At 45.6% G+C, this 21208-nt stretch carries 14 protein-coding genes; 10 read left to right on the forward strand and 4 right to left on the reverse strand.

Annotated elements, in window-relative coordinates:
- Positions 1-97: 97 nt before the first annotated feature.
- Positions 98-3463, reverse strand: coding sequence for a DEAD/DEAH box helicase (locus MKX59_RS24360; RefSeq protein ID WP_340859138.1), 3366 nt, complete (start codon positions 3461-3463; stop codon positions 98-100).
- Positions 3464-3629: 166 nt separating this feature from the next.
- Positions 3630-4580, reverse strand: a complete 951-nt coding sequence (locus tag MKX59_RS24365) for a macrolide 2'-phosphotransferase (protein WP_340859139.1) — start codon at positions 4578-4580, stop codon at positions 3630-3632.
- A 333-nt stretch (positions 4581-4913) separates the two neighbouring features.
- On the opposite strand from MKX59_RS24365, the gene MKX59_RS24370 reads away from it, so the two are divergent.
- Positions 4914-6002, forward strand: coding sequence for a site-2 protease family protein (locus tag MKX59_RS24370; RefSeq protein ID WP_028541053.1), 1089 nt, complete (start codon positions 4914-4916; stop codon positions 6000-6002).
- Between the two features lie 161 nt (positions 6003-6163).
- On the opposite strand, the gene MKX59_RS24375 is transcribed toward MKX59_RS24370, so the two are convergent.
- Positions 6164-7078 (reverse strand): AraC family transcriptional regulator, encoded by a 915-nt coding sequence (locus MKX59_RS24375; RefSeq protein ID WP_069079774.1) that lies wholly within the window; start codon positions 7076-7078, stop codon positions 6164-6166.
- A gap of 174 nt (positions 7079-7252) precedes the next feature.
- Here MKX59_RS24375 and MKX59_RS24380 point away from each other — a divergent pair, with 174 nt between their 5' ends.
- From MKX59_RS24380 to MKX59_RS24410, 7 genes are all read left to right on the forward strand, one after another.
- A complete protein-coding gene (locus tag MKX59_RS24380) occupies positions 7253-8647 on the forward strand; it encodes an MFS transporter (RefSeq protein WP_023986925.1) in 1395 nt (464 codons plus the stop codon).
- 57 nt (positions 8648-8704) lie between these two features.
- Positions 8705-10711, forward strand: coding sequence for a beta-galactosidase (locus MKX59_RS24385; protein ID WP_340859143.1), 2007 nt, complete (start codon positions 8705-8707; stop codon positions 10709-10711).
- Between the two features lie 133 nt (positions 10712-10844).
- Positions 10845-12644, forward strand: coding sequence for a sensor histidine kinase (locus tag MKX59_RS24390; RefSeq protein ID WP_340859145.1), 1800 nt, complete (start codon positions 10845-10847; stop codon positions 12642-12644).
- A complete protein-coding gene (locus tag MKX59_RS24395; protein ID WP_340859146.1) occupies positions 12641-13708 on the forward strand; it encodes a response regulator transcription factor in 1068 nt (355 codons plus the stop codon). The genes MKX59_RS24390 and MKX59_RS24395 overlap by 4 nt, the downstream gene beginning before the upstream one ends.
- 219 nt (positions 13709-13927) lie before the next feature.
- Positions 13928-15208 (forward strand): ABC transporter substrate-binding protein, encoded by a 1281-nt coding sequence (locus MKX59_RS24400; protein WP_220026946.1) that lies wholly within the window; start codon positions 13928-13930, stop codon positions 15206-15208.
- 38 nt (positions 15209-15246) lie between these two features.
- Positions 15247-16131: a carbohydrate ABC transporter permease gene (locus MKX59_RS24405; protein ID WP_023986930.1), complete on the forward strand. Its 885-nt coding sequence runs from the start codon at positions 15247-15249 to the stop codon at positions 16129-16131.
- The gene (locus tag MKX59_RS24410; RefSeq protein ID WP_013308681.1) at positions 16128-16955 is read left to right on the forward strand and encodes a carbohydrate ABC transporter permease; all 828 of its coding nucleotides are present in this window, start codon (positions 16128-16130) and stop codon (positions 16953-16955) included. Before MKX59_RS24405 ends, MKX59_RS24410 begins: the two co-directional genes overlap by 4 nt.
- Before the next feature lie 959 nt (positions 16956-17914).
- Here the strand turns inward: MKX59_RS24410 and MKX59_RS24415 are convergent.
- Positions 17915-18367, reverse strand: a complete 453-nt coding sequence (locus MKX59_RS24415) for a hypothetical protein (RefSeq protein WP_028541046.1) — start codon at positions 18365-18367, stop codon at positions 17915-17917.
- Between the two features lie 242 nt (positions 18368-18609).
- Between MKX59_RS24415 and MKX59_RS24420 the strand changes: the two genes are divergently transcribed.
- Entirely contained in the window at positions 18610-20004 is a 1395-nt protein-coding gene (locus MKX59_RS24420) for a helix-turn-helix domain-containing protein (protein ID WP_049828369.1), read from the forward strand.
- A 465-nt stretch (positions 20005-20469) separates the two neighbouring features.
- On the forward strand, positions 20470-20778 hold the full coding sequence (locus MKX59_RS24425) for a DUF2500 family protein (RefSeq protein ID WP_028541043.1): 309 nt from the start codon (positions 20470-20472) through the stop codon (positions 20776-20778).
- Positions 20779-21208 lie beyond the last annotated feature (430 nt).

Consider the following 21208-nt stretch of genomic DNA (forward strand, 5'->3'; position numbering starts at 1 on the left):
AAAAAAGGTCCAATGCGGGAAGATTTCTACCGTGATTGGACCTTTTTTTGCATGTGGAATTGTCATACTAACGTATAAATAAGCGTGGAAGAGTTGGCTAGATCATGAGCAGTTCACGAATCTCCAGCTCGGTCAGTGCCGAAAGGGTTTCTTGCCCCGGTTGAATGACCTGGTCGATCATGTTTTTCTTTTTTTGTTGCAGCTCATACATTTTATCCTCTACCGTGCCTTGGGCGACGAGACGAATAACCTGCACGACTTTTTTCTGACCCATTCGGTGTGCGCGGTTGGTAGCCTGCTCCTCTACAGCGGGATTCCACCACAGGTCATACAGAATGACTGTATCTGCTCCGGTGAGGTTCAGGCCAGTGCCTCCTGCCTTTAGGGAAATCAGGAACAGCTCGCGTTCTCCTTCGTTGAAGCGACTGCACAGCTCGACTCGTTCCGGAGCGGGAGTCTGCCCATCCAGGTAAAAGTAGGACACCCCTTCTCGAGCAAGCTCACGTCCGATCATTTGAAGCATCGTAGTGAACTGTGAAAAAATGAGTATCCGTTTCCCAGAGCTGAGACATTCCGTAATGATCTCCAACAGCTGTTCAAATTTGGCGGAGCTTCCCGTATATCCTTCGATGAACAAGCCTGGATGACAGCAGAGCTGACGAAGTCGGGTCAGACCTGCGAGAATTTTGATCCGATTTTTCTGAAATCCTTCCTCGTTGAGATGCTTCAATGTTTCATGCTGGAGCTTGGCCAGATAGGCTGTATACAGCTTTTTTTGATCTGGCAGAAGCCGGGATACCTGCACGGATTCGATTTTCTCCGGCAGCTCCTTGAGGACATCGCTCTTAAGACGGCGCAACAGAAACGGACGAACCCGCTTGGCAATCACATTTCGAGGCAGGTTGTGAAACACTCTTTTCCCACCGGGAAATAGCGCAGGAAATACAACGTCGAATATGGACCATAACTCTTCCAATGTATTTTCTATAGGCGTTCCTGTCAGGGCAAAACGGTAACGGGCTTTTACATCCTTAACAGCTTGTGCTGTCTGGGTGGCATGGTTCTTGAAAGCCTGCGCCTCGTCCAGTATGAGCGTATGAAACGATGGTTTGCTGTACACATCTGCATCGCGCCGTAGCAGCGGGTAGGACGTAATGACGACGTCATAACTGGCGGCATCCCGTATGATCCGGCCGCGTTCTTCCGGGCTGCCATCTGCGATAGTGATGCGGACGTGTGGAGCAAATTTCTCCAGCTCATTCCGCCAGTTGTACACCAGTGATGCAGGGGACACGATCATGGCTGGAAGCTGCTGGCTGCGAATCTCCGGCAATACTGAGACGAGAAAGGCGATACTTTGCAGCGTTTTACCCAGCCCCATATCATCTGCCAAAATGCCCCCAAAACGGTAATGCGCCAATGTCTTAAGCCATTGAAAGCCGTAAACCTGATAATCTCTCAAGATTGGAGCAAGCACGTCTGGAACTGGAAAGTCGAGATGGTCTGGGTTACGTATATTTTCCAGCAGCTGGCGAAAGGTTTTACCCAAAGTCAGGTTTTTCCCATGATCGTGAGGATCAATTAAGTACAGTCCTTGCGTGACGGGAACACGAATTTGCGCTGCATCCAGATCGCTTTTGCGGATACCTGTTTCATTCATGAACCGAATCAATTCCTTGTACTCCTCTGTTTCCAACGGCAGCAAGGCACCATTCGGCAGACGGTGATATCTCTGTTTTTCCTCTAACGATTTGAGCAGCTTGCGAATTTCCGGTTCCGGAATGCCCTCCATATCAAATTTAAATTCAAGCCAATCCGTACGTTCATCCCATTCCGCCCGTATCCTTGGGGTAGGCAGAGTATTGTTTATTTTCGCTTTGACTGCACCTGTAGCATAGACGTCCAGCAGCTTTTCCAGTTGAGGAACAGTATGGTACAAAAAATCATACTCTGCATCTTCATCTTCCATAAAATATCCGCTGTCTGTTCTGGCAAAGGAGCTATGCTCCATCAGTTCTAAAATCCGCTGCTCCTGTTCCCCATCACGTATCAGAATTCGGTCGTTACCAGGAGTTCGTGCATCTGTTTCCAGCGGGTTGATGATGATATCCCCATATTGGAACTCCAGCCCTGCCAGTAGCTTGTCTCTTACCCGGTCCAGATATAGCTTTGCCTTCAATGGCTGCTGTGTGACCCGATCTGAGACGGACCGAGTCATATGAACACGTCCGAGCTTCATTAACCCGGGTACAACCTTGTCCATAAAAGATTCCATCTGCTCTGGCGCAATCAGAACTTTTCGCCTGTGGTGTACCTCTACCATCCGTTTTAGCTCGGACAAACGCCGTAAGGGATCGGCCTTCTGTTTGACAAGCTTGCCATCGGCAATGACGACACCATAGTCCTCCATGATGGTCAAGTCATCCAATCCTTGTATGCTTAGCTGGTAGCCTTCGGTTATGGCCCCGGCCTCATCAAATTCAAATTGCAGTGGAAGCATCAGGTCGGACTGGGGAATACCCTCGCTCATGTTTCCGTGAATTTCAAAGTAGACGCCCTGTGCTGTTGTCAGCAAGGGGAGCAGCTTTTCCCAAGCCGCAGGCGGAATGAGGAGCATTCGCTCGCCGCTCATATGGCTACTGGAAGATGAATACGTGCCTGAGGTTTCCCGAATCATACGCTCATGGTGGCACACCTGGGATAATTGCTGGAGAATAGCGTCATGTTCAGGTCGGAAGCGGTACAACTCAGGCTCGTACGAGAAGCTTTTCGTGAACATGTAGCTATCCCCACGGTCAATACTATCCAGAAACGGACGAATTTTCTGGACGATATATAATCGTTTAGGGCCAGCTTTCATTTCTACACCAAACATATATTTTTGGTAACCGTAGGCAAAAGGCCGGATGACGAATTGAAAATCCAAGACTGCACGAGTATCCAGCAGGGTAGGCGTGCTGCGAAGCGGTCGCTTGCGGTCAAATAGTTTTAACATACTGTCGGTCAGCTGGAGATCCCCTTGTGTGATGTCAGAGGATCGTGCCGTTTTAGCAGTGTAATCATACGGAGCATCTGTAGATGTGTACATCCCGTCTGAATCCATGCTTCCTGCTGTATCTGGGGCGGTACCGGGATGAAGTCTGGAGGCATAGGAGCGCACAGACAGACTTTTTCCACGGCGTATATCATGGGCGTTAAGGAGAACAGCAGCGATATGTTTGCAATATCGTCCGGTGTTCTGAAATGTGCTACAGGTGCACTCTGCTCGGATACTTCCATTGGATCGGATCATCGCCGCAACAGCATAAAAGCTGCTTCCTTTGACCGTAGCTTCGTATACCCCTTCATCATGATCTATTTGTGTAAAGGCCACTCTTTTGGCCCGGTAATAGGCATCCCCGTCGTCATAAGCAGCTTGACTGCATAGTTGTCTGATGGCTCGCCGGGTAAGTTCAAAACTCATGATTCGTAATCCTTTCCTGAGTTATTCCGTTTTCTTACATGATAACAGAACAGACAGGAGGATGGACACTTGGGCGCGAAACGTAACTTTACAAAAAAAGGAGAGCAGAAAAAAACAGGCCTTGGTCAGTCATTGAACCAAAGCCTGCCAGGTGGCTACAGCTATATTATATGTCGGGCAGTCCTTCTTCTTGCTCATGGACACCCAGCGCGTTACGTGCCATCTCCATATATTCATCTAGCCCGGATTTGAGGGCGAATTCGGCGATAAGCACAGGGTAAGCCGCGGTCAGTTCAACGATATGTTCGCTCATACGCGGCCATACACGTCCGCCTGCTGCCTCGTAAAGCTTCAATAAACGAGTAAGCTCTACTTCTCCGAACAAAGTATAGTAACTCGTAAAATCAATCGCCGGATCAGCTACTTCGGCCTCGGTCCAGTCCAGCATTCCAGTAACCTCTGTATTCGAAGAGACTAAAATATGGCCTGGGTGCAAATCACCGTGTACAAGTACGGAATATTCCGGCCAGTAGCTATCGTCTGTCAGCCAGGTTTGCCATCGTTGCCATAGCTCGCCAGATACACCAAAGACGCTCCTTATTTCCTTCATCCGCTGGTCCATCAATTGCCGAACTTCGTCGTGTTGCCTTACGCGGACACCGAAATTTGCTGCCTGTTGGTGATCCGTCCGGTGCAACGCGGCTAGGGCTTTAGCGAGCGAAGCAACGAATCTTTCCGTCAGAGCCTCAGGATTGATGAACCATACGTAGCTTTTGGTTTCCATATCAATGGTAGCGGCAGGAGTGCCCTCCAGTTGAGGGTAGGCGATGAACTCTGGACGATACACTTGCCAATCCGGTACCGCTACAGGAAGAGTATCCCGAATCAACTGAAGCACTTTGTGCTCGTAAGCGGCTGATTGGACCACATCTGTTCGTCGCGGTGTACGTAGAACCCAAGGGGTACCCTGAATGTCTTTGGCGAATAGTGCCCGGAAATCTAGCCCGGACTCGTTGAGCTCTAATCCTTCATGTAGTATGTGAAGCCCGTTGCTTTTGGCAAGGGCCAATATATCACTAACGTCTTTTGAGTTAGTCAAGGAACGCTTTTCAGTCATATGAAACACACCTCATTGTTCAGATTTAGTTTAAAAAAAGGTAACTTAAACAAGCCTCAACCTTCCATATAAAAAAACGGGTTGAGCTTCATTGAAAAGCCTATCCTTTTATCTGAGACGCATGTAGTGAGTACACATGAAAGAGCAAACCTCCTTTACAAAATAGGGCATCTAACCCAGCACCAATATAACATCCTACATTGGAGGATGTCTACAATACGAGGAATAATATAAATGGCTGCCCCAGTTCGCTTATCTGTGGGTTAGAGAAGTTTTTACAAGCTGCACATAGCAGGATACAATGGAAGTGTTAAAGAAAGGAGGCGGATACTTTTGCAAAATGAAGAGAAAAAGAACGATTCCAAATCCGGCTCATCCAAATGGTACCTTGGTAGTGCAGCAGCATTGCTTCTTCTGAAAGGTAAGTCGTTACTTGCCCTTTTAAAATTCAGTAAATTTGGCGGTGCGCTGATATCTATGGCGATAACGATTGGCACATATGCGATCATTTACCCGTGGGGATTTGCGGTCGGATTCGTGTTGCTGTTGTTTGTGCATGAGCTGGGACATGTATTGGCCGCCAAGCGCAAGGGGCTTCCCGTGTCAGCACCGTTATTTATTCCTTTTCTCGGCGCGCTGATCACAATGAAACGGCAACCTTTGGATGCGCAGACAGAGGCTTATGTAGCCATGGGCGGCCCGTTACTGGGGACGGTTGGGGCTATGGCGGTATACGCAGGAGCCTATGCAACAGACAGTCCCCTGTTGTATGCGCTCTCGTATGTCGGCTTTTTCCTGAACCTGATCAACCTGCTGCCGATTCATCCGCTCGACGGAGGACGGATTTCCACGGCAGTGACGCGTTGGCTGTGGCTGGTGGGCCTATTGGGTGGAATTGTAGTCGTAGTATATTTAAAATCCTTTTTATTTTTCTTGATATGGGCGTTCTTTGCCTACGATTTGTACAAAAAATATGTTAAACGCAATAAAGAGGAGGTTAAGGTCCAATCCTTTTTGCAAAAGCCGCTGGTGAACGTACAGCATCTGTATGAGCAAGGATATCCGCTGCCCGGACCGGAGCACACGCGCAGATTATCTTTTAATACCTACTCGGATTTGGAGGGGCAGCAATATGTGACGGTGTATATGGAAAGTCTGGATGTGGAACAGACGCTTCTGCTGCCACAGCAGTGTCTTGTCCAGCATGTATGGCTGAACGGTGTGGAACATATACCGACGCCGGATGCGTACCAGCTCAGATTGCTGTGTGGGATTGATTACATTCCGTTTGAAAATGATAAATATTACGAAGTACCCGCATCATCGCGCTGGAAATTCGGCATCGGTTACTTGGCTTTGGCCGTATTTCTGATGGGGATGATGTATGTGGTGCACCAGCATATAGGGGATATTAGGCTGTGATTCGAGTAATGAGAGCTTAGTCAAGATTTTAGATCATTAAGGCAACGGTAGAGCTTATAGAAAATAGAGTCAAAAGAGCGCGACAACCGCAATATTCGGTGTCACGCTCTTTTTTTTTGTATGAATAGCAGGGTGGAGCCCTTGCTATCCGTCCTTATATCTTAAATCCTTTGTGCATCAGTAATCGGCTTTAACGTCTGACGGTATTTAAGTGGGCTGGTGCCTGTCCAGCGCTTGAACTGTCTGCTGAAATGAGCCAGACTGGAGTATCCGAGCAGGGAAGCTACCTTGTTGAGTGGCAGATTGGGCTGCTGGATCAGCACCTTAGCCTCATGCAGCTTGGTCTCCGATAGATAGTGACGTGGAGAATAGCCGTATACCTTGCGGAACACTTCCTGGGCATAGCCAGGACTGATCCCGAGGGAAGCCGCCACATCTTCAAGGCGGAACGCTTGCTCGCCAGATTCATCTTCCCGATAAGGCTTAAACCTTGATTGAATGGCTTCCATGATGGCCTTGGCATATTGAACGGATGAAGGCGCAATTCTGGGCTCCAAACCGGTAGATATCATTTGCGAGAATATCCCGAATAGCTCAAATAAGGCAATTTGCATACGAAAACGGTCTGCTGTCGTATATTCTCCGCTTTCCTGTACCATGCCAATCCAGCTATGGACGACCTTTTGCAGCTTGGTATTCGTTTCAGTACCCGCTGGGAAAAAGAGCTGATTGCTCTTAATCATTTCCTGACGGAACAATGGATCATCGACATTAAAATGAGAGCTAAAATAGTACATGCCGTTTGGGGAAACACACTGACTCACATGCTTGAAACCCGGCGGAATAATTAAAATATCACCTTCCCCAACCGAATATACGTTATTTTCCATAATCGTTTCCTGACGACCTTCTAAAACGAGTGCAATTTCAAAACCGATATGAGATTCCTCAGGCATGCACCAATCCGCTTTGACCCGGTGAATATGGGCGCCGAAAAATTTCACATTCCAGTCAATAATGGGTAGCCATTGGCAATCGTGGAATAGAGCTGGATCAACATCAGGATTTAATATCATCAGATCACCTTCGATTAGGGCAAATTTTACACCGCTTAGACAATCTCATTGTATCGAACATTTAACTATAATAAAAGAGCGTTTACAAATACTATAGTATAAGCTTTTACATAAAAGAAAGCGCTTATATGTAGATTTTTTGAAAGCGATGCCATATTGTAATCAGGAGGAGCTATGGAAACAACATCGAAAGAACGTGTATCGTATTACGTTTACTTTTTGGGGAGCAACGCAATTCTCTGTCTGGTCGCCTCTTTTGCGATGCTATTTTATACGGATTATGTTGGCATATCTGTTTCTATTATCGGTACTTTATTCGTACTAGCCCGTATATGGGATGCACTTAGTGCTCCGATCTTCGGCGTGATCATTGACCGGGCCAATCTAAAGGGCGGCTTGTTCAAACCGTGGACGAATCTGGCTTCCATCATTTTGCCGATACTTACTGTACTTATTTTTCTCGTTCCTAATGATGCGTCGCTTACCGCCAAGGTGATTTATATCGCCGTCACGTATCTGGCATGGGAAATGTGTTATACGATCAGTGATGCGCCTGGCTTTGGGTTGGCTACACTGATGACGAAAAATACGCATGAACGTGATCTGTTAATGTCCAGAGGCCGGACGATGGTCTTCTTGGGTTTTATGGTCATCTCCTCATCTTCGGTAGCTGTGGCCAATCAGATATCATGGCCAATTTTGGCACTGATTGTTGCCATAGCGGGTTTGATACTCATGAACTTTACTCGCTTTAATGTCAAAGAACGGTATTCCAACAAGGCGGAGAAGGTTACGCTCAAGCAAATTATGACGTATCCATTGCAAAACAAGCAGCTTTTATTTTACCTGATGTCGTTTATGATGCTGTCTATGACCAATCTGCAAGGGATTGTCGTCAGTTACTTTGCCTTATACAACTTGAAAAATCCTATTTATATTTCCATTCTCATGTTCATTTCCTTGGGTGTGCAGCTGCTCACTGCGTTGATTTTACCACCAATTATTAAAAGATTCGGCAAGTGGAAAGTGAATGTCGTCAGCTTGATTGGATTGTTTACTACGGGCTTATCTTTATTTGTAATCGGTTACAGTAACCCTGTTGTCGTATGTGTATTCGCGGTTCTTTTCGGTTTGTTCAGCTCTGCACCACAGCTCATGGTACCGATGTTTACGGCCGATTGTGTGGAATATGGCGCATTCAAAAAAGGCGTACGTGCCAGTGGTACCGCTTTTGCTACCCAAACGTTTGCAGGAAAACTGGGGGGAGCGGCAGCCAGTGGAATCGTCGCTTATGCGCTTGCCTTTGCAGGCTATGTCCCGAATGTACCGCAGACCGGACAGGTTCTCACATGGATATTCGCGCTCTATGCAGTAGTACCTGGAGTGGGGGCCTTAATTACGGCAGGTCTGTTTGCATGGCTGTACAAGATTAAAGAAAAAGACGTAGAAGGCTGGCTGGCAAGTGCGAAAAAAAATCTACAACAGGCAGATTCTGCGAAGCAGGGTGTAGCCGACAAGACGATATCCGTTCCATCCCTGAAAAAACCGCATAACAGCCACGGTGTTTGAAAATAACCTTATATAGCTCCACATACCCTATTACGAACCTAATTGGAGGACGACTTGATGAAAAAACTACTGTACGGTGTTGCCTATTATGATGAGTATATGCCATATGACCGTTTGGGCCAGGATATCCAAATGATGAAGGATGCGGGCATCAACGTGGTGCGGATTGCCGAATCCACTTGGAGTACGCATGAACCGCAAAATGGCGTGTTTGATTTTACCTCTGTGGACCGGGTGCTGGACGCCATGCATAAGGCGGGTATCGAAGTCATTGTGGGGACGCCCACCTATGCCGTACCCACATGGCTAGTGAAGGAGCATCCTGATGTATTGGCGACAACGCCTCAAGGTCCGGGCAAATATGGAGCTCGCCAGATTATGGACATTACGAACCCGGTGTACCTGTTCCATGCTGAGCGAATCATACGCAAGCTGATCGGACGGGTGAGTCAGCATCCGGCGGTCATTGGCTTTCAGACGGATAACGAGACCAAGCATTACCACACGAGTGGGCCCAATGTGCAATTGCAATTTGTAAAGTATTTGCGGGAGCGGTTCGAATCGCTGGAGGAGCTAAACCGCAAATTTGGTCTGGACTACTGGAGTAATCGCATCAATAGCTGGGAGGACTTTCCTTCGGTGGTCGGAACGATTAATGGAAGTTTGGGCGCAGCCTTTTCCCAATTCCAGCGCAAGCTGGTGACGGATTTCCTGGCATGGCAGGTCGCGCTGGTGAATGAATATAAGCGGGAAGACCAATTTGTTACGCAAAACTTTGATTTTGAATGGAGAGGTCATTCCTTTGGTGTTCAGCCAGACGTGGATCACTTTGCGGCATCGCAAGCCTTTGATGTGACTGGGGTGGATATTTACCATCCATCACAGGATGATCTGACCGGAATTGAAATTTCCTTCGGTGGCGATGTAGCGCGTTCGACGAAAAATAACAACTATCTAGTGCTGGAAACGGAAGCGCAGGCTTTTACCCACTGGGTTCCCTATCCGGGGCAATTGCGTCTGCAAGCGTTCAGCCATCTGGCTTCTGGAGCCAATATGGTGGCATACTGGCACTGGCATTCCATCCATAATTCCTTCGAAACCTACTGGAAGGGTCTGCTCAGCCATGATTTTGAACCGAATCCTGTGTATGAGGAAGCACAGACCATAGGGAAGGATTTTGCAAGATTGTCTCCGCATTTGGTCAACCTGAAAAAGAAAAATAAAACGGCGATTCTGGTCAGCAACGAAGCATTGACGTCGATTGACTGGTTTAAATTTAATATGAGCAGCCCGTTGAATTACAATGACATCGTACGCCGTTTGTATGACGAGTTGTATAAACTGAATATCGGGACGGATATTGTTCATCCGGGTACAGAATCGTTTGACGACTATGATCTCTTGATCGTCCCGGTCCTCTATTCTGCCCCAGACGCACTACTGGAGAAGCTGAACCGATATGTGGAGAAAGGTGGTCATATAGTATACACATTCCGAAGCGGATTTACTGACGAGCATGTGCAGGTGAGAACGTCCCGGCAGCCGGGCGTGATTAGCGAAGCCTGCGGCATTCATTACAGCTTGTTCGTGGAGCCGAAGAAGGTGACGCTCAAAAATAATCCTTTTGAGGTGGCACCAGAGGACAATCAGGTAGATACGTGGATGGAGCTGATTACCCCGACGACCGCCGAAGTGTTGGCCTATTACGATCACCCGCATTGGGGAAAATATGCCGCGATTACGCAAAACCGCTATGGTCAGGGAACAGCGACCTACATCGGCTGTATCGTCAGCCCGGCGGTCATCCGCGAACTATTCAGCTCTGTAGCCAAAAAGGCGGGAGTATGGGGAGTGGATCAGGAAACGTCTTATCCGATCATTGTTAAATCCGGCACAAATGAGCTGGGACGGACAATCCGGTACTATTTTAACTATTCCGAACAAGCAGGCTCGGTGGTATATCCACATGGAGACGGCAAGGAGTTAGTCGGGGGGCGTACAGTTATCCAAGGACAAACGCTTCCATTAGAGCCTTGGGGTGTTATAATTATCGAAGAAGCGTAAATGATGAATAATGAGCTGAAACCAACTTACGAATAATATCATATAGGTATTCTCCGGGATTATCCGGTAAATGAAGCGCCCCTGCGAATTGCGGGGCGTTTTCGCATATGGCTGAGTAGAGGAGTGCATCGCTATGCCAACCCGAGCAGTCCGCTGGTTCCGGGCGCTGACGGCCCCGTATCGACGCAGCATTCAGCTTAAGCTGATCTTGACGATGATTGTTCTATCTGTGCTGCCGGTCATTGCTGTCACGGTGCTGGCTGCGGAAAAAAGTAGAGCTTCCATGGAAACTGAAGTGGTAGAGACGAACATGTCCAATATGAAATGGACGGGGATCTATATCAGCGACCAGCTAGATCGTCTGAATCATCTGATTTACAGCATTCAGATCAGCCCTGATCTGAGCGATTATTTGAATGAGCGCGAGCCTGACAATCTTTCGAGCCAATTTAATGCTCAGCGAAAAATGCTGAATACGATGGCGAATGTGTATTATTCAGCCGGAAGTCATGTGATCGGCATCCAGCTTTATTTGAAGCAATCGCAAACCCTGTTTACCTTTAATAGCATGCAAAATGAAATTACGACAGTGAGCGGTATTCCCCCACAGTATGCCGAGATGTGGCAAGCGAATAAGGATTATTCGATTCGTCCAAGCTCTGCTGACCCGGAACGCTTTACTTTGACGCGCAGTATTCGGCGTTTCGAAGATCAGAAGCAGACGGGAGCTATTTCATTGGATGTATTGTGGTCGCAATTCGATCAGACGCTGGGCCTGCTGGGACGAGGGGATCAGCATCAGGTGCTTATTACAGATGCGGATGGCAGGGTCATGTATCCAGCACAGGCTCGGCAGTCGCCTCCACCTGCAGGTGTGCTGACAGCTCTTCGTGACGTTAAGCCGGGTCCTGGAGTGATTCAAACTGCTGAACATTATGTGTTCTATAATGATCTGGATGTAGTTGGGCTAAAGCTGGTCAAAATCGTACCCACTTCCTCCATTAACCACAGTGCCTTTTCAACCATGCTGTATGGTATTATCGTAGGCGTGATTTCAATTCTGGTTTCTATCTGCATTGCCGTTTTCATCGCATGGCGGACTGCACGTCCGATTGTTCATTTGGCGCGTTCCGTACAGGAGCTGGATATGATCAAAGGACCGATTGGACAGCCAAGTATACGCCCGGATGAGATTGGGCTGCTGGAAAGAAGTCTGCATGGGATGGCAGGCCGAATTCGCGAGCATATTCAGGCGGAATACAGTATAAATTTGCAAAAAAAGACGGCTGAATTGAAAGCGCTCCAAGCGCAGATTCATCCACATTTTCTGCAAAATACGCTGCAAATGATCGGAAGTATGGTATTTTCTCAAAAGCCGGAGGACACCTATGAAGTCATTCGGTCGCTGAGTGAGATGTTCCGTTACGTGGTACGGGAACCTCAGGATTTGGCCTCTTTACGCGCAGAGCTTGACCATGTGGGACACTATATGCGCATCCAGCAACGGAGATTTCCACAAAGATTGGTGTTCCAGGTGGAGACGGAAGAACAGGCGATGGATATTCGACTGCCCAAGCTATCGCTTCAGCCATTGTTGGAAAACGCGTTTCAGCACGGTCTTGATCGAAAGGCGGGGGCATGGCAAATAGGGATTCGGGTGGAGATTATGAAACAAGATGTGTGTATTACGGTTTGCGATAATGGAAACGGCATGGCCCCGGACAAGCTGGAAAAACTACGGGCAAAGCTGGAAAACGCGTCGGAGGAACCGATCTGGGCGCAGGGTAGTCATATCGGATTGAGCAATGTGTCTTCACGCATACGGATGAATTTTGGAGTGCACTACGGAGTGACGATAGATAGTGAGCAGGGAGTCGGTACACGTGTCACCATCCGCATTCCATTCACCTCAGCAGAGGAGGGAAAAGTATGATCAGAGTATTAATTGTGGACGATGAGCCGTGGAACCGCGATATTCTGAAGACATTTGGCACATGGGAAAAACTTGGAATGTTGGTAGTGGGTGAGGCTGAAGACGGGGACGAGGCGTTCAGGCTGGTCGGGGAGTTAGCTCCCCATATTGTGATTACTGATATGCGCATGCCGGGTGCGGACGGAGTGGAGCTGCTGCAAGCACTAAATAACCATTGTCCTGATGTGAAAATCATTGTCGTAAGCGGATATGATGACTTTGCATATGCCAAACATGCCATCCGTTATAAGGCCGTCGATTATTTGTTAAAGCCAGTCAATCCTGCAGAGCTGAATGCAGTGCTACTCAAATGCAAAAACGATCTGGAGGTCAAGGTGGCCGAACAGCAACAAGGAGCGACAGAGCTGGATTATGAGTTTTTTCACAAGTTGACCCGGTATAAGCAACTGCTGCGTCTTTATTTTAATGAGTTGAACCGTGACGGGGTGAACCTAACCTGCAGGCAGGTTATGCAGGAGTTGGAGAGTTATGGAGCACCAAGTCCACATATGCTGGGCAGGCTGGTGCAGGAGCTTCTTTCCCTGCTGAAAGAGCTCGCAGCGGATAACGGGCTGGATACTTCTACGGCAAAGGCAGGATTTCCACTGCCCCAGGATGCCGTGTCCTCTGTAGAACATGCGCTGGAATTCGTATCGTCGTGCTATGTTCAGGAACTGGATCAGCTCATTCGGCAGCGAAAATACAAAAACAAACTGAATTTAGAAGAGGTACGGCGATATATCGACGGTCACTTTGCTGGGCCGATTACACTGGAGCAGTTGGCGAAAAACTTTTTTGTGAGCAAAGAGTATATGAGCAAGGTATTTAAGCAGGAGTATGGTCAAAATGTAACGGACTACATCGTAGAGCGAAGAATGGAAAAGGCGCGGGAATGGCTGGCCAATAAACAGATTTCAATTAAAGCAGTTGCGGAGATGGCAGGATATGAGGATGTGTCTTATTTCTATCGGGTATTTAAAAAGCATTTTGGCATGGCACCCGGTGAAATGAGGAAGGAAGTTTAAAAAAGTCCAATTCAATAAGCTAAGGGTGTCCAATGGCAGAAGTGACCTCCCACTCTATAATGAAAGCGTATACAAAACGAGCAGCACAAAGGAATTTGGCCTTTATGAAGTTCGCACAGAGCTGAATAGAGGTTGAAGACCGGCGGCATAGCTGCTTTGAATAACAACTGATTTGCCGATGGGTAACAGTTATTTTCAAAATAGGGGAGGTCATTTTTCATGAAGATGTGGAAAGGTGTATTGAGCACGATGCTGGTTGGCACGTTATTGGCTGGGTGTGGAGCGAATTCTTCAGGCAGTGACAGCAGCGGTTCCGGTGGAGACGGCAAAACGGTGAATCTCAAAATGTTTATTGCTCAGCCCCGTTTGAAGGAGCACTACGATAAATACATTAATGCGTTCGTAGCGAAAGAGAAGAAAGATAAAAATATCGACGTTACGGTCCAACTGGAGATGCCGCCTGCTGACAACGCCGCACAAATTTTGAAGACAAGACTCGCATCCAACGATGCGCCGGACGTATTTGCATTGCACGCGGTGAATGAAATTCCTCCGTTTTATAAAGCGGGCTATTTGGAGGATTTGTCCGGTCAGCCTTTTGTTAACAAATTGATGGATAGTGTGAAGCCTTCGGTGACAACCAAAGACGGAAAGGTCGTAGCGGTTCCCTTGGAAACGATCTCATGGGGCTACTTGTACAATAAAAAGATATTTAAGGATTTGGATTTGCAGCCGCCGGGAACGTTGACCGAAATGAAGGCTGTGGTCGAGAAGCTGAAAGCGAATAATGTGAAACCGTTCCTGTTGTCCTACAAGGAATCCTGGATTCCACAGCTGTTTGTGCCACTTACGGCAGGTGCAATGATGAACACACAGAATAAGGATTTTATCGACCGGATGAATCAGGATAAAGGCTCTTTTTCCGAAATGAAGAGCATGTTCGATATTATTGATCTGGTGAATAGCAACGGTACTGACAAGGCGCTGGAAATCGGCGGGGATGATGGATCGGCTGCGTTTGCCTCGGGTAAAGCGGCGATGTGGATTCAAGGACCGTGGTTTGCGGAAACGATTTTAAAATCGGATCCGAAGATGGATTTTGGGGTAGCACCGCTGCCGATCAATGACGATTCCAATGCGACATTGATTAATTTGTCCACTTCGACTTCGCTGGCTGTATCCTCTACAAGCAAGAATAAGGAGGTTGCGCTCGATTTTGTTAACTATGTGCTGGATGACAAGGATTCTAGCGCGTTCTATGAAGCATTGAAATTTAACCCGATCTCCAAAGTGCATACGTTTAAAAGCTATCCTTGGGTTAATGACGCTACCGAATACGTGAAAGCAGGCAAGTCGTACCAAGATCCATCTATCCCGCAAGCGGTTAAGGACGAGGCAGGCAAATCGCTACAATCCTATTATGCTGGTCAGCTCTCGCAGGATGACGTAATTAAGGCGCTGGATAAGGCATGGAAATCGTATAACAAAGTGAACAAGTAACGGTAACCTACAGAATTACACCGGGAGGGAGAGACTCCATGCCTTTTAAAATCTATAAAAAATACGTCATGTTACTGGCGTTTACAGCCCCGGCGCTGATCTTTTATGCTATCTTCCTGCTCATTCCAACGATCAGCGGCATGTACTACAGCTTTACAGACTGGAACGGATTGAATCCTAATTACAGCTTTATCGGCTTGGGGAACTTTGTGGAATCGTTGAAGGAAGACCCCGATTTTCTCAATTCCCTTTGGTTTACCCTTAAATACGTATTGGTCATGATTGTGCTGCAAAATGTACTGGCACTGGCACTGGCAGTGTTGATTGAGTCGCGTACACGTACCAAAGGATTTTTCCGGACGATATTTTTCATGCCCAATATGATCAGTACCATTATTAGCGCATTTATGTGGACCTTCGTTTTTTCTTCCGTGCTGCCACAGATCGCCGAAAAGACGGCTATCGCATTTTTGGGCCAATCGTGGCTGGGCGATCCGAAAGTATCTTTCTTCTCAATTATTATCGTGTCGCTCTGGAATGGTGTAGGTTATATGATGATCATCTATCTGGCTGCGCTTCAAGGTGTACCACAAAGCTTGAAGGAGGCTGCTATTATTGACGGGGCGAACGCATTTCAGACATTGCGAAGCGTAACGATGCCAATGATTACTCATGCGATTACGATCTGTTTCTTCCTGACGCTGAATGGTGCCTTCAAAGTGTATGAGGTCGTATACGGACTGACTGGCGGGGGGCCGGGGCGCAGTACACAGGTGATTACGATGAACATTTATGAGGAGGCGTTCTCCAACAACTTCCGTTATGGTTATGCGAGCGCCAAATCCGTTATTTTGTTCGCAATCGTTCTCATTTTCACCCTGATTCAGCTGCGTGTCATGAAGAAGAGGGAGGTGGAGGCATGAGGCTGAAGAAAGCCAATTCCTTGTTGATTACGCTGATTCTGTGCGTGGGCGCAGTCGTGTCCTTCTTCCCAATCTACATGGCGGTAATTAACTCGTTTAAAACACAGGGTGAGATGTTTGCATCCTTTACGGCGCTGCCCACGAAGCTTCACTTTGAAAATTACAGTCAGGCTTTTCATCAGACTCATTTGCTGAACAGCGCCCTTAATTCCACGATTATTTCTTTTATCGGCATTGGTGGCATTGTGATCTGTTCGGCACTGGCAGGCTACAAGCTGTCTCGTACACAGGGGAAACTGAGCAGTGCGATTTTCTTCCTGTTTGTCGCATCGATGCTAGTACCGTTTCACTCTATTATGATACCGCTTACGCGAATGGCAAAAGATTTGTCCGTTCAGGGCAGTACGTACGGCTTGGCCCTGATCTATATCGGCTTGGGTGTGAATATGGCGATCTTTTTGTATCATGGATTCGTCAAATCCATCCCACGTGAGCTAGAAGAATCCGCGCAAATGGACGGCTGTAATGAGTTTCAAACATTCTTTCGCATTATATTTCCATTGCTGCTACCAATCACAGTTACCATTGCGATTTTGGATTTTCTGTGGATTTGGAATGACTTTTTGCTTCCATTGTTAATGCTGACGGATGTGAACCATTACACCCTGATTCTCTCGACCAATATGCTGTTTGGAGAGTACAACAAGGATTGGTCGCTTATTCTGGCCGCACTTGTGCTGACCTCCATCCCGGTTATCCTGATCTACGCCTTCTTTCAGAAATTCATCATGGAGGGCATTGCGGAGGGAGCGGTTAAGGGATAAGGTGGAAAGCCTTCCTATCAACAAGGAAGGCTTTTTCTCTGATTCAGCTTTTTTCGCGCCAACGTTTCAATAAAAAGATAGGAAGGGTTACAAACAAAATTGCAAAGGCTACAATGATCCACCACTGAGGGTCAATGATATACAACACGACTCCGATCAGCAGAACTGTTGTTATTATGGAAATTCTCACTTTCAACATTATTCTCTTACTCACCCTAGCTTCTAATTTTGGCAGCGTTATGAGGGTGATTGCAGTTAACGCAGCAAAAAATATGGAGGTAAATGAATTATAGATAATATCAGCTCCCTTGATTATTATGCATACCTCATATTCCACTGGGCTTAAAATGTTGAGAGTTTACTTGTAATAAGATATGCTTCTCATTTGAAGTTAGCCACAATTCCTTTACTTTTGAGTATATTGCAAACGCAACTCTTTATGGAAAGGAACGTTTATGTGAATTGTAAATGAACATCAAACAAAATCGATATAACTTGTTTAATCTATTGAGAGGGCACATGGAGATTGTTTGCCGCCCATAAAGTTAACAAGTAAAAGAAGAACAGGATGCCTATTATAACTCCAATTACGATAAAAAATTTCTTTTTCATCACTCTCTCCTCTTCATTACAATGAATAGGTCTTCCATTTGCAACAAGGGCTTTAATTTACGAATACCGTGACATAGTTTGTCTCATATACTATCTTTTCCTTTATCCAACTATAAAGGATGTGACCAATAACAAGCGCAGAACCAAGTACAAGGACTGTAGTGTGCCAAGTCCACTCTTGTATTCCACTAAGAAAGACAGGAGCGATACCTATGAGAACTCCGATCACTAAACCAACAATTATCACTACATCAGGTGTTTTGCTACCTTCACCTTTATTTTTTTGGAAAAATTAAATAAAGCGCCTTGGATTTAACTCCAAGACGCTCCCCTGCTTGTAATAACGGTTAGTTAATGTCTGATGGGTACTGACCAGTAGTAGCCCAAGCCTCGCCATCAACTTTGTTTCCGTCGGCTCTGAATTGAATTACGTATTTCCCTGAAGGCATCCCATTAGGGAATGAATTAAGACTATTCCACGTTAATGAGCCTCCTTTGCCAACAGTTTTATAGACATATTCTTTCCCGTTACCCTGCAAGCTCCAAGAGATAGTTGATGTTCCTTGATTCCGAACTTTAATCTTTACATGTCCATAACCTTTATCAACAGTTAAGTCCATCGTCGGACTTGTCCCACCAAGAACCTCATGTACCTCTTGACCAGTTTGTTGGATAACTATACCTCCATGATCCTTCGATACTTTAATCCCCGTAACTGGTGCGGCAGTAGCAGCCAGCGGAGCTACTGCCGTAAGAGCCAATACACCTGTAAGAATGATTACTGTGTTTTTAAACTTCATCAAAAATCGCCCTCTCGATTGGTATAATTTGTACTACTGACCAAGTATATCATTAAAAAAGGAATATAGTGTATATTTTTGTTAACAAAATGGTAAAAAGCATTAATATTCGAAAATATATATTTTATTCGAATATTGCATGACATATATTTCAAAGCTTATTGACAACTGTTAAATTATGGACAAAAATAGAATGCAATAATAAAAAGTTTTGGAATTTCTGTGTGGAAGGTGGATATGACATGAAGCATACACCTACGATTAGAGCAGAATTAGATAGTTACCTACAACAAAAGGGTTTGAGCTTAGCGCAATTCGGACAACTTGCAGGCATGAATAGGGGAATAGTAAGTGCTATTGTGACAGGGAATAAGTCAATGTCTGTTAACCAGCTTGACCTAATCACTGAGGCTATGGATTTACCAGAAGGGTATTTTTACGATCTGTTTATAGAAAACTACATCATCGACACCCCCCCGAATATGAGGCGAATCGAGCCATTTCTATTTCGTTGTGCGGAGTTGGACAAGTTGGATGCGATTAGTCGAGTGGTGGGAGCCATCATGGACAATCTACTGTATTCGCCCAAGCTATTTGAAATTGCAGAAGAATTGTTGAAGCAGGGAAGACATGCGGCTGCACTACTGCTCTATGAGGGTGTGGCTGAAGCGGAGAAGTATCAACATTCTGAACGATTGGCAGTCTGCCAATATCGTATATTCACGATTCAAGTTGGAAACGATCAAAGCCGGAATCTCAAGGCAGCAACGCTATTTGAATCCTTCGTGGAACGTCTGGATGAAATAGAACAGCTTGACGCGCTGAAGGATTTAGCAAACGTGTACAGGTCTTTGCGTAAATGGGACAAGGTTGAGGAAGTAGCTAGAACAATGAGAGCTAAAGCTGAAATCCAATATACTTTGGAACATCAACAGCAGAGTCGAATGCGTGATGAGTCTTCCAAGAAACTAAGTCGTCCACTGTTTGTGTACATCGCTTATGCTGATTTGTTGTGTTCAGGTTCTTGCGAAGCTAAAGGCGATTACCACCAAGCCCTACAGTATACATACGCCTACACTAATTTAGATTGGGTTTTGGAGAAGGACGAGGACACCCAATACTGGATGGGCTTGTTCCAAAACTGGGCAGAAGGTAACACGTACGTATATAAGCTTTTATCTGGAGATGTAAGCGTGCTAAACGATTATGTTCAATATATTATTGCATCAAGTGATAAAGTCGATAAGGAAATGATCGTAAAGCTTTTGAACGTAATGTTTGCAGCTAACCGATTTCAGTTAGACGTGAATGATATACTTAAACGGTTTGAAATGATTATTGATTCTTTTGTACAACAGCCATCATCGGATATGTATACCTATCAGGTAGTACCAGAGCAAACAACACGTTTTAAATATGAACTTGCTAAATACTACTTGAACAGAGGCAATTACTCTTATGGCTTCAGATACCTGCTAGACGTTTTATCTAAATCATTAGCCAATAACAAAGAATCCTTCTTCATTAGATGCATAAGATTATTTGAGCAGTTTAAACAATTTGCTGACGTTAGAACTTTTATAAAGTATGAAAGTTTAGTTAGTGTAGGGCAAAGAGAAAGATTATTTTACTATTAATATTTATGCCCTCTATTTTAGAATGAATGGTTAGACAATGTTAAAAAAATGGTACTGCTAATGATTGCAGCTAGTTTTTTGTTTATTGTTACTGTACCTGCCCAGACGCATGATATACAGCCTCATGTACAGCATGGAGGTGCTTAAGCGTAAGCAAACAAATCACCGCCATCCAGTGGTTGGCGGTGATTTGTTATTTTGGAGGAATTAACACATCAATCACCGAATACCTATCTTGAGGTGATCAGCATGAACCATACATATTGTATTTACAAATTTATCCAAACCAATCGTATTGATAAAACGAATACGGAAGTACTGTTGTGCAATCCGAAAGCATCGGTGACACCCTACTGGCTAAGCTGGTGGGGTGTTTTTATATTCATTTTTCAATCGATATCAAAATAAACAGTTGAAAAGCCGATATCATAATTACCAACTAATGAATACTTAGGAGGATTATAGATGGTCTTTTGGATTCTTTTACTTATAGTCGTGGGACTTATTCTTTCAGCGTTTATAGGCGGTTCTCGGATTGCGAGCAATAATCGTAAACAACCGAGAATAGAACGTATAGGTGAGGTGGTTGATAAGCGGGTAGATTGGACTGAAGGATCGTCTTCAAAAACATTTTATATAACTTGCGAGTTCGAAAGCAATGAGCGCAAAGAAATTTCAGTTAGTAACGATAAATATGGCCTTTTTGTCGTAGGGGATAAAATCAAAGTAACAAGCCAAGGTACTTGGAACTGGGTAGAACGTGTCATAATATGAGGGGATCAGCTTAATCTATATATTTATTTACATAATCACCCAAACGTTATATACTTCCCATATAAATCCGAAAGCATCGGTAGCACCCTGCTGGCATACGCTGGTGGGGTGTTTTAATAAGTTGGGAATTTAAATATGCTACGTAATATAAAAAGCCTTCCATTAATGGAGGGCTTTTGTTAGACGCTGAGTATGAGAATCATAAATCAATGTGGCTTATTACGCCTTTTCAAAAGTTTTATAACAAGTAGTATGCAGAAAAATACTGCAAAAGCAATCACAATCCACCACTGAGTATCAATTATATACAACACGACTCCGATAAGCAGGACTGTTATTATTGTAATTCTCACTTTCAACATCGTACCTTTGTCCACTCTTGTTTCCAATATTGGCATCTTTATAAGGATGATTGCAGTCAGTGCCGGAA

Source organism: Paenibacillus sp. FSL R7-0340, assembly GCF_038002205.1.
In the GTDB taxonomy this organism is placed as follows: domain Bacteria; phylum Bacillota; class Bacilli; order Paenibacillales; family Paenibacillaceae; genus Paenibacillus; species Paenibacillus polymyxa_B.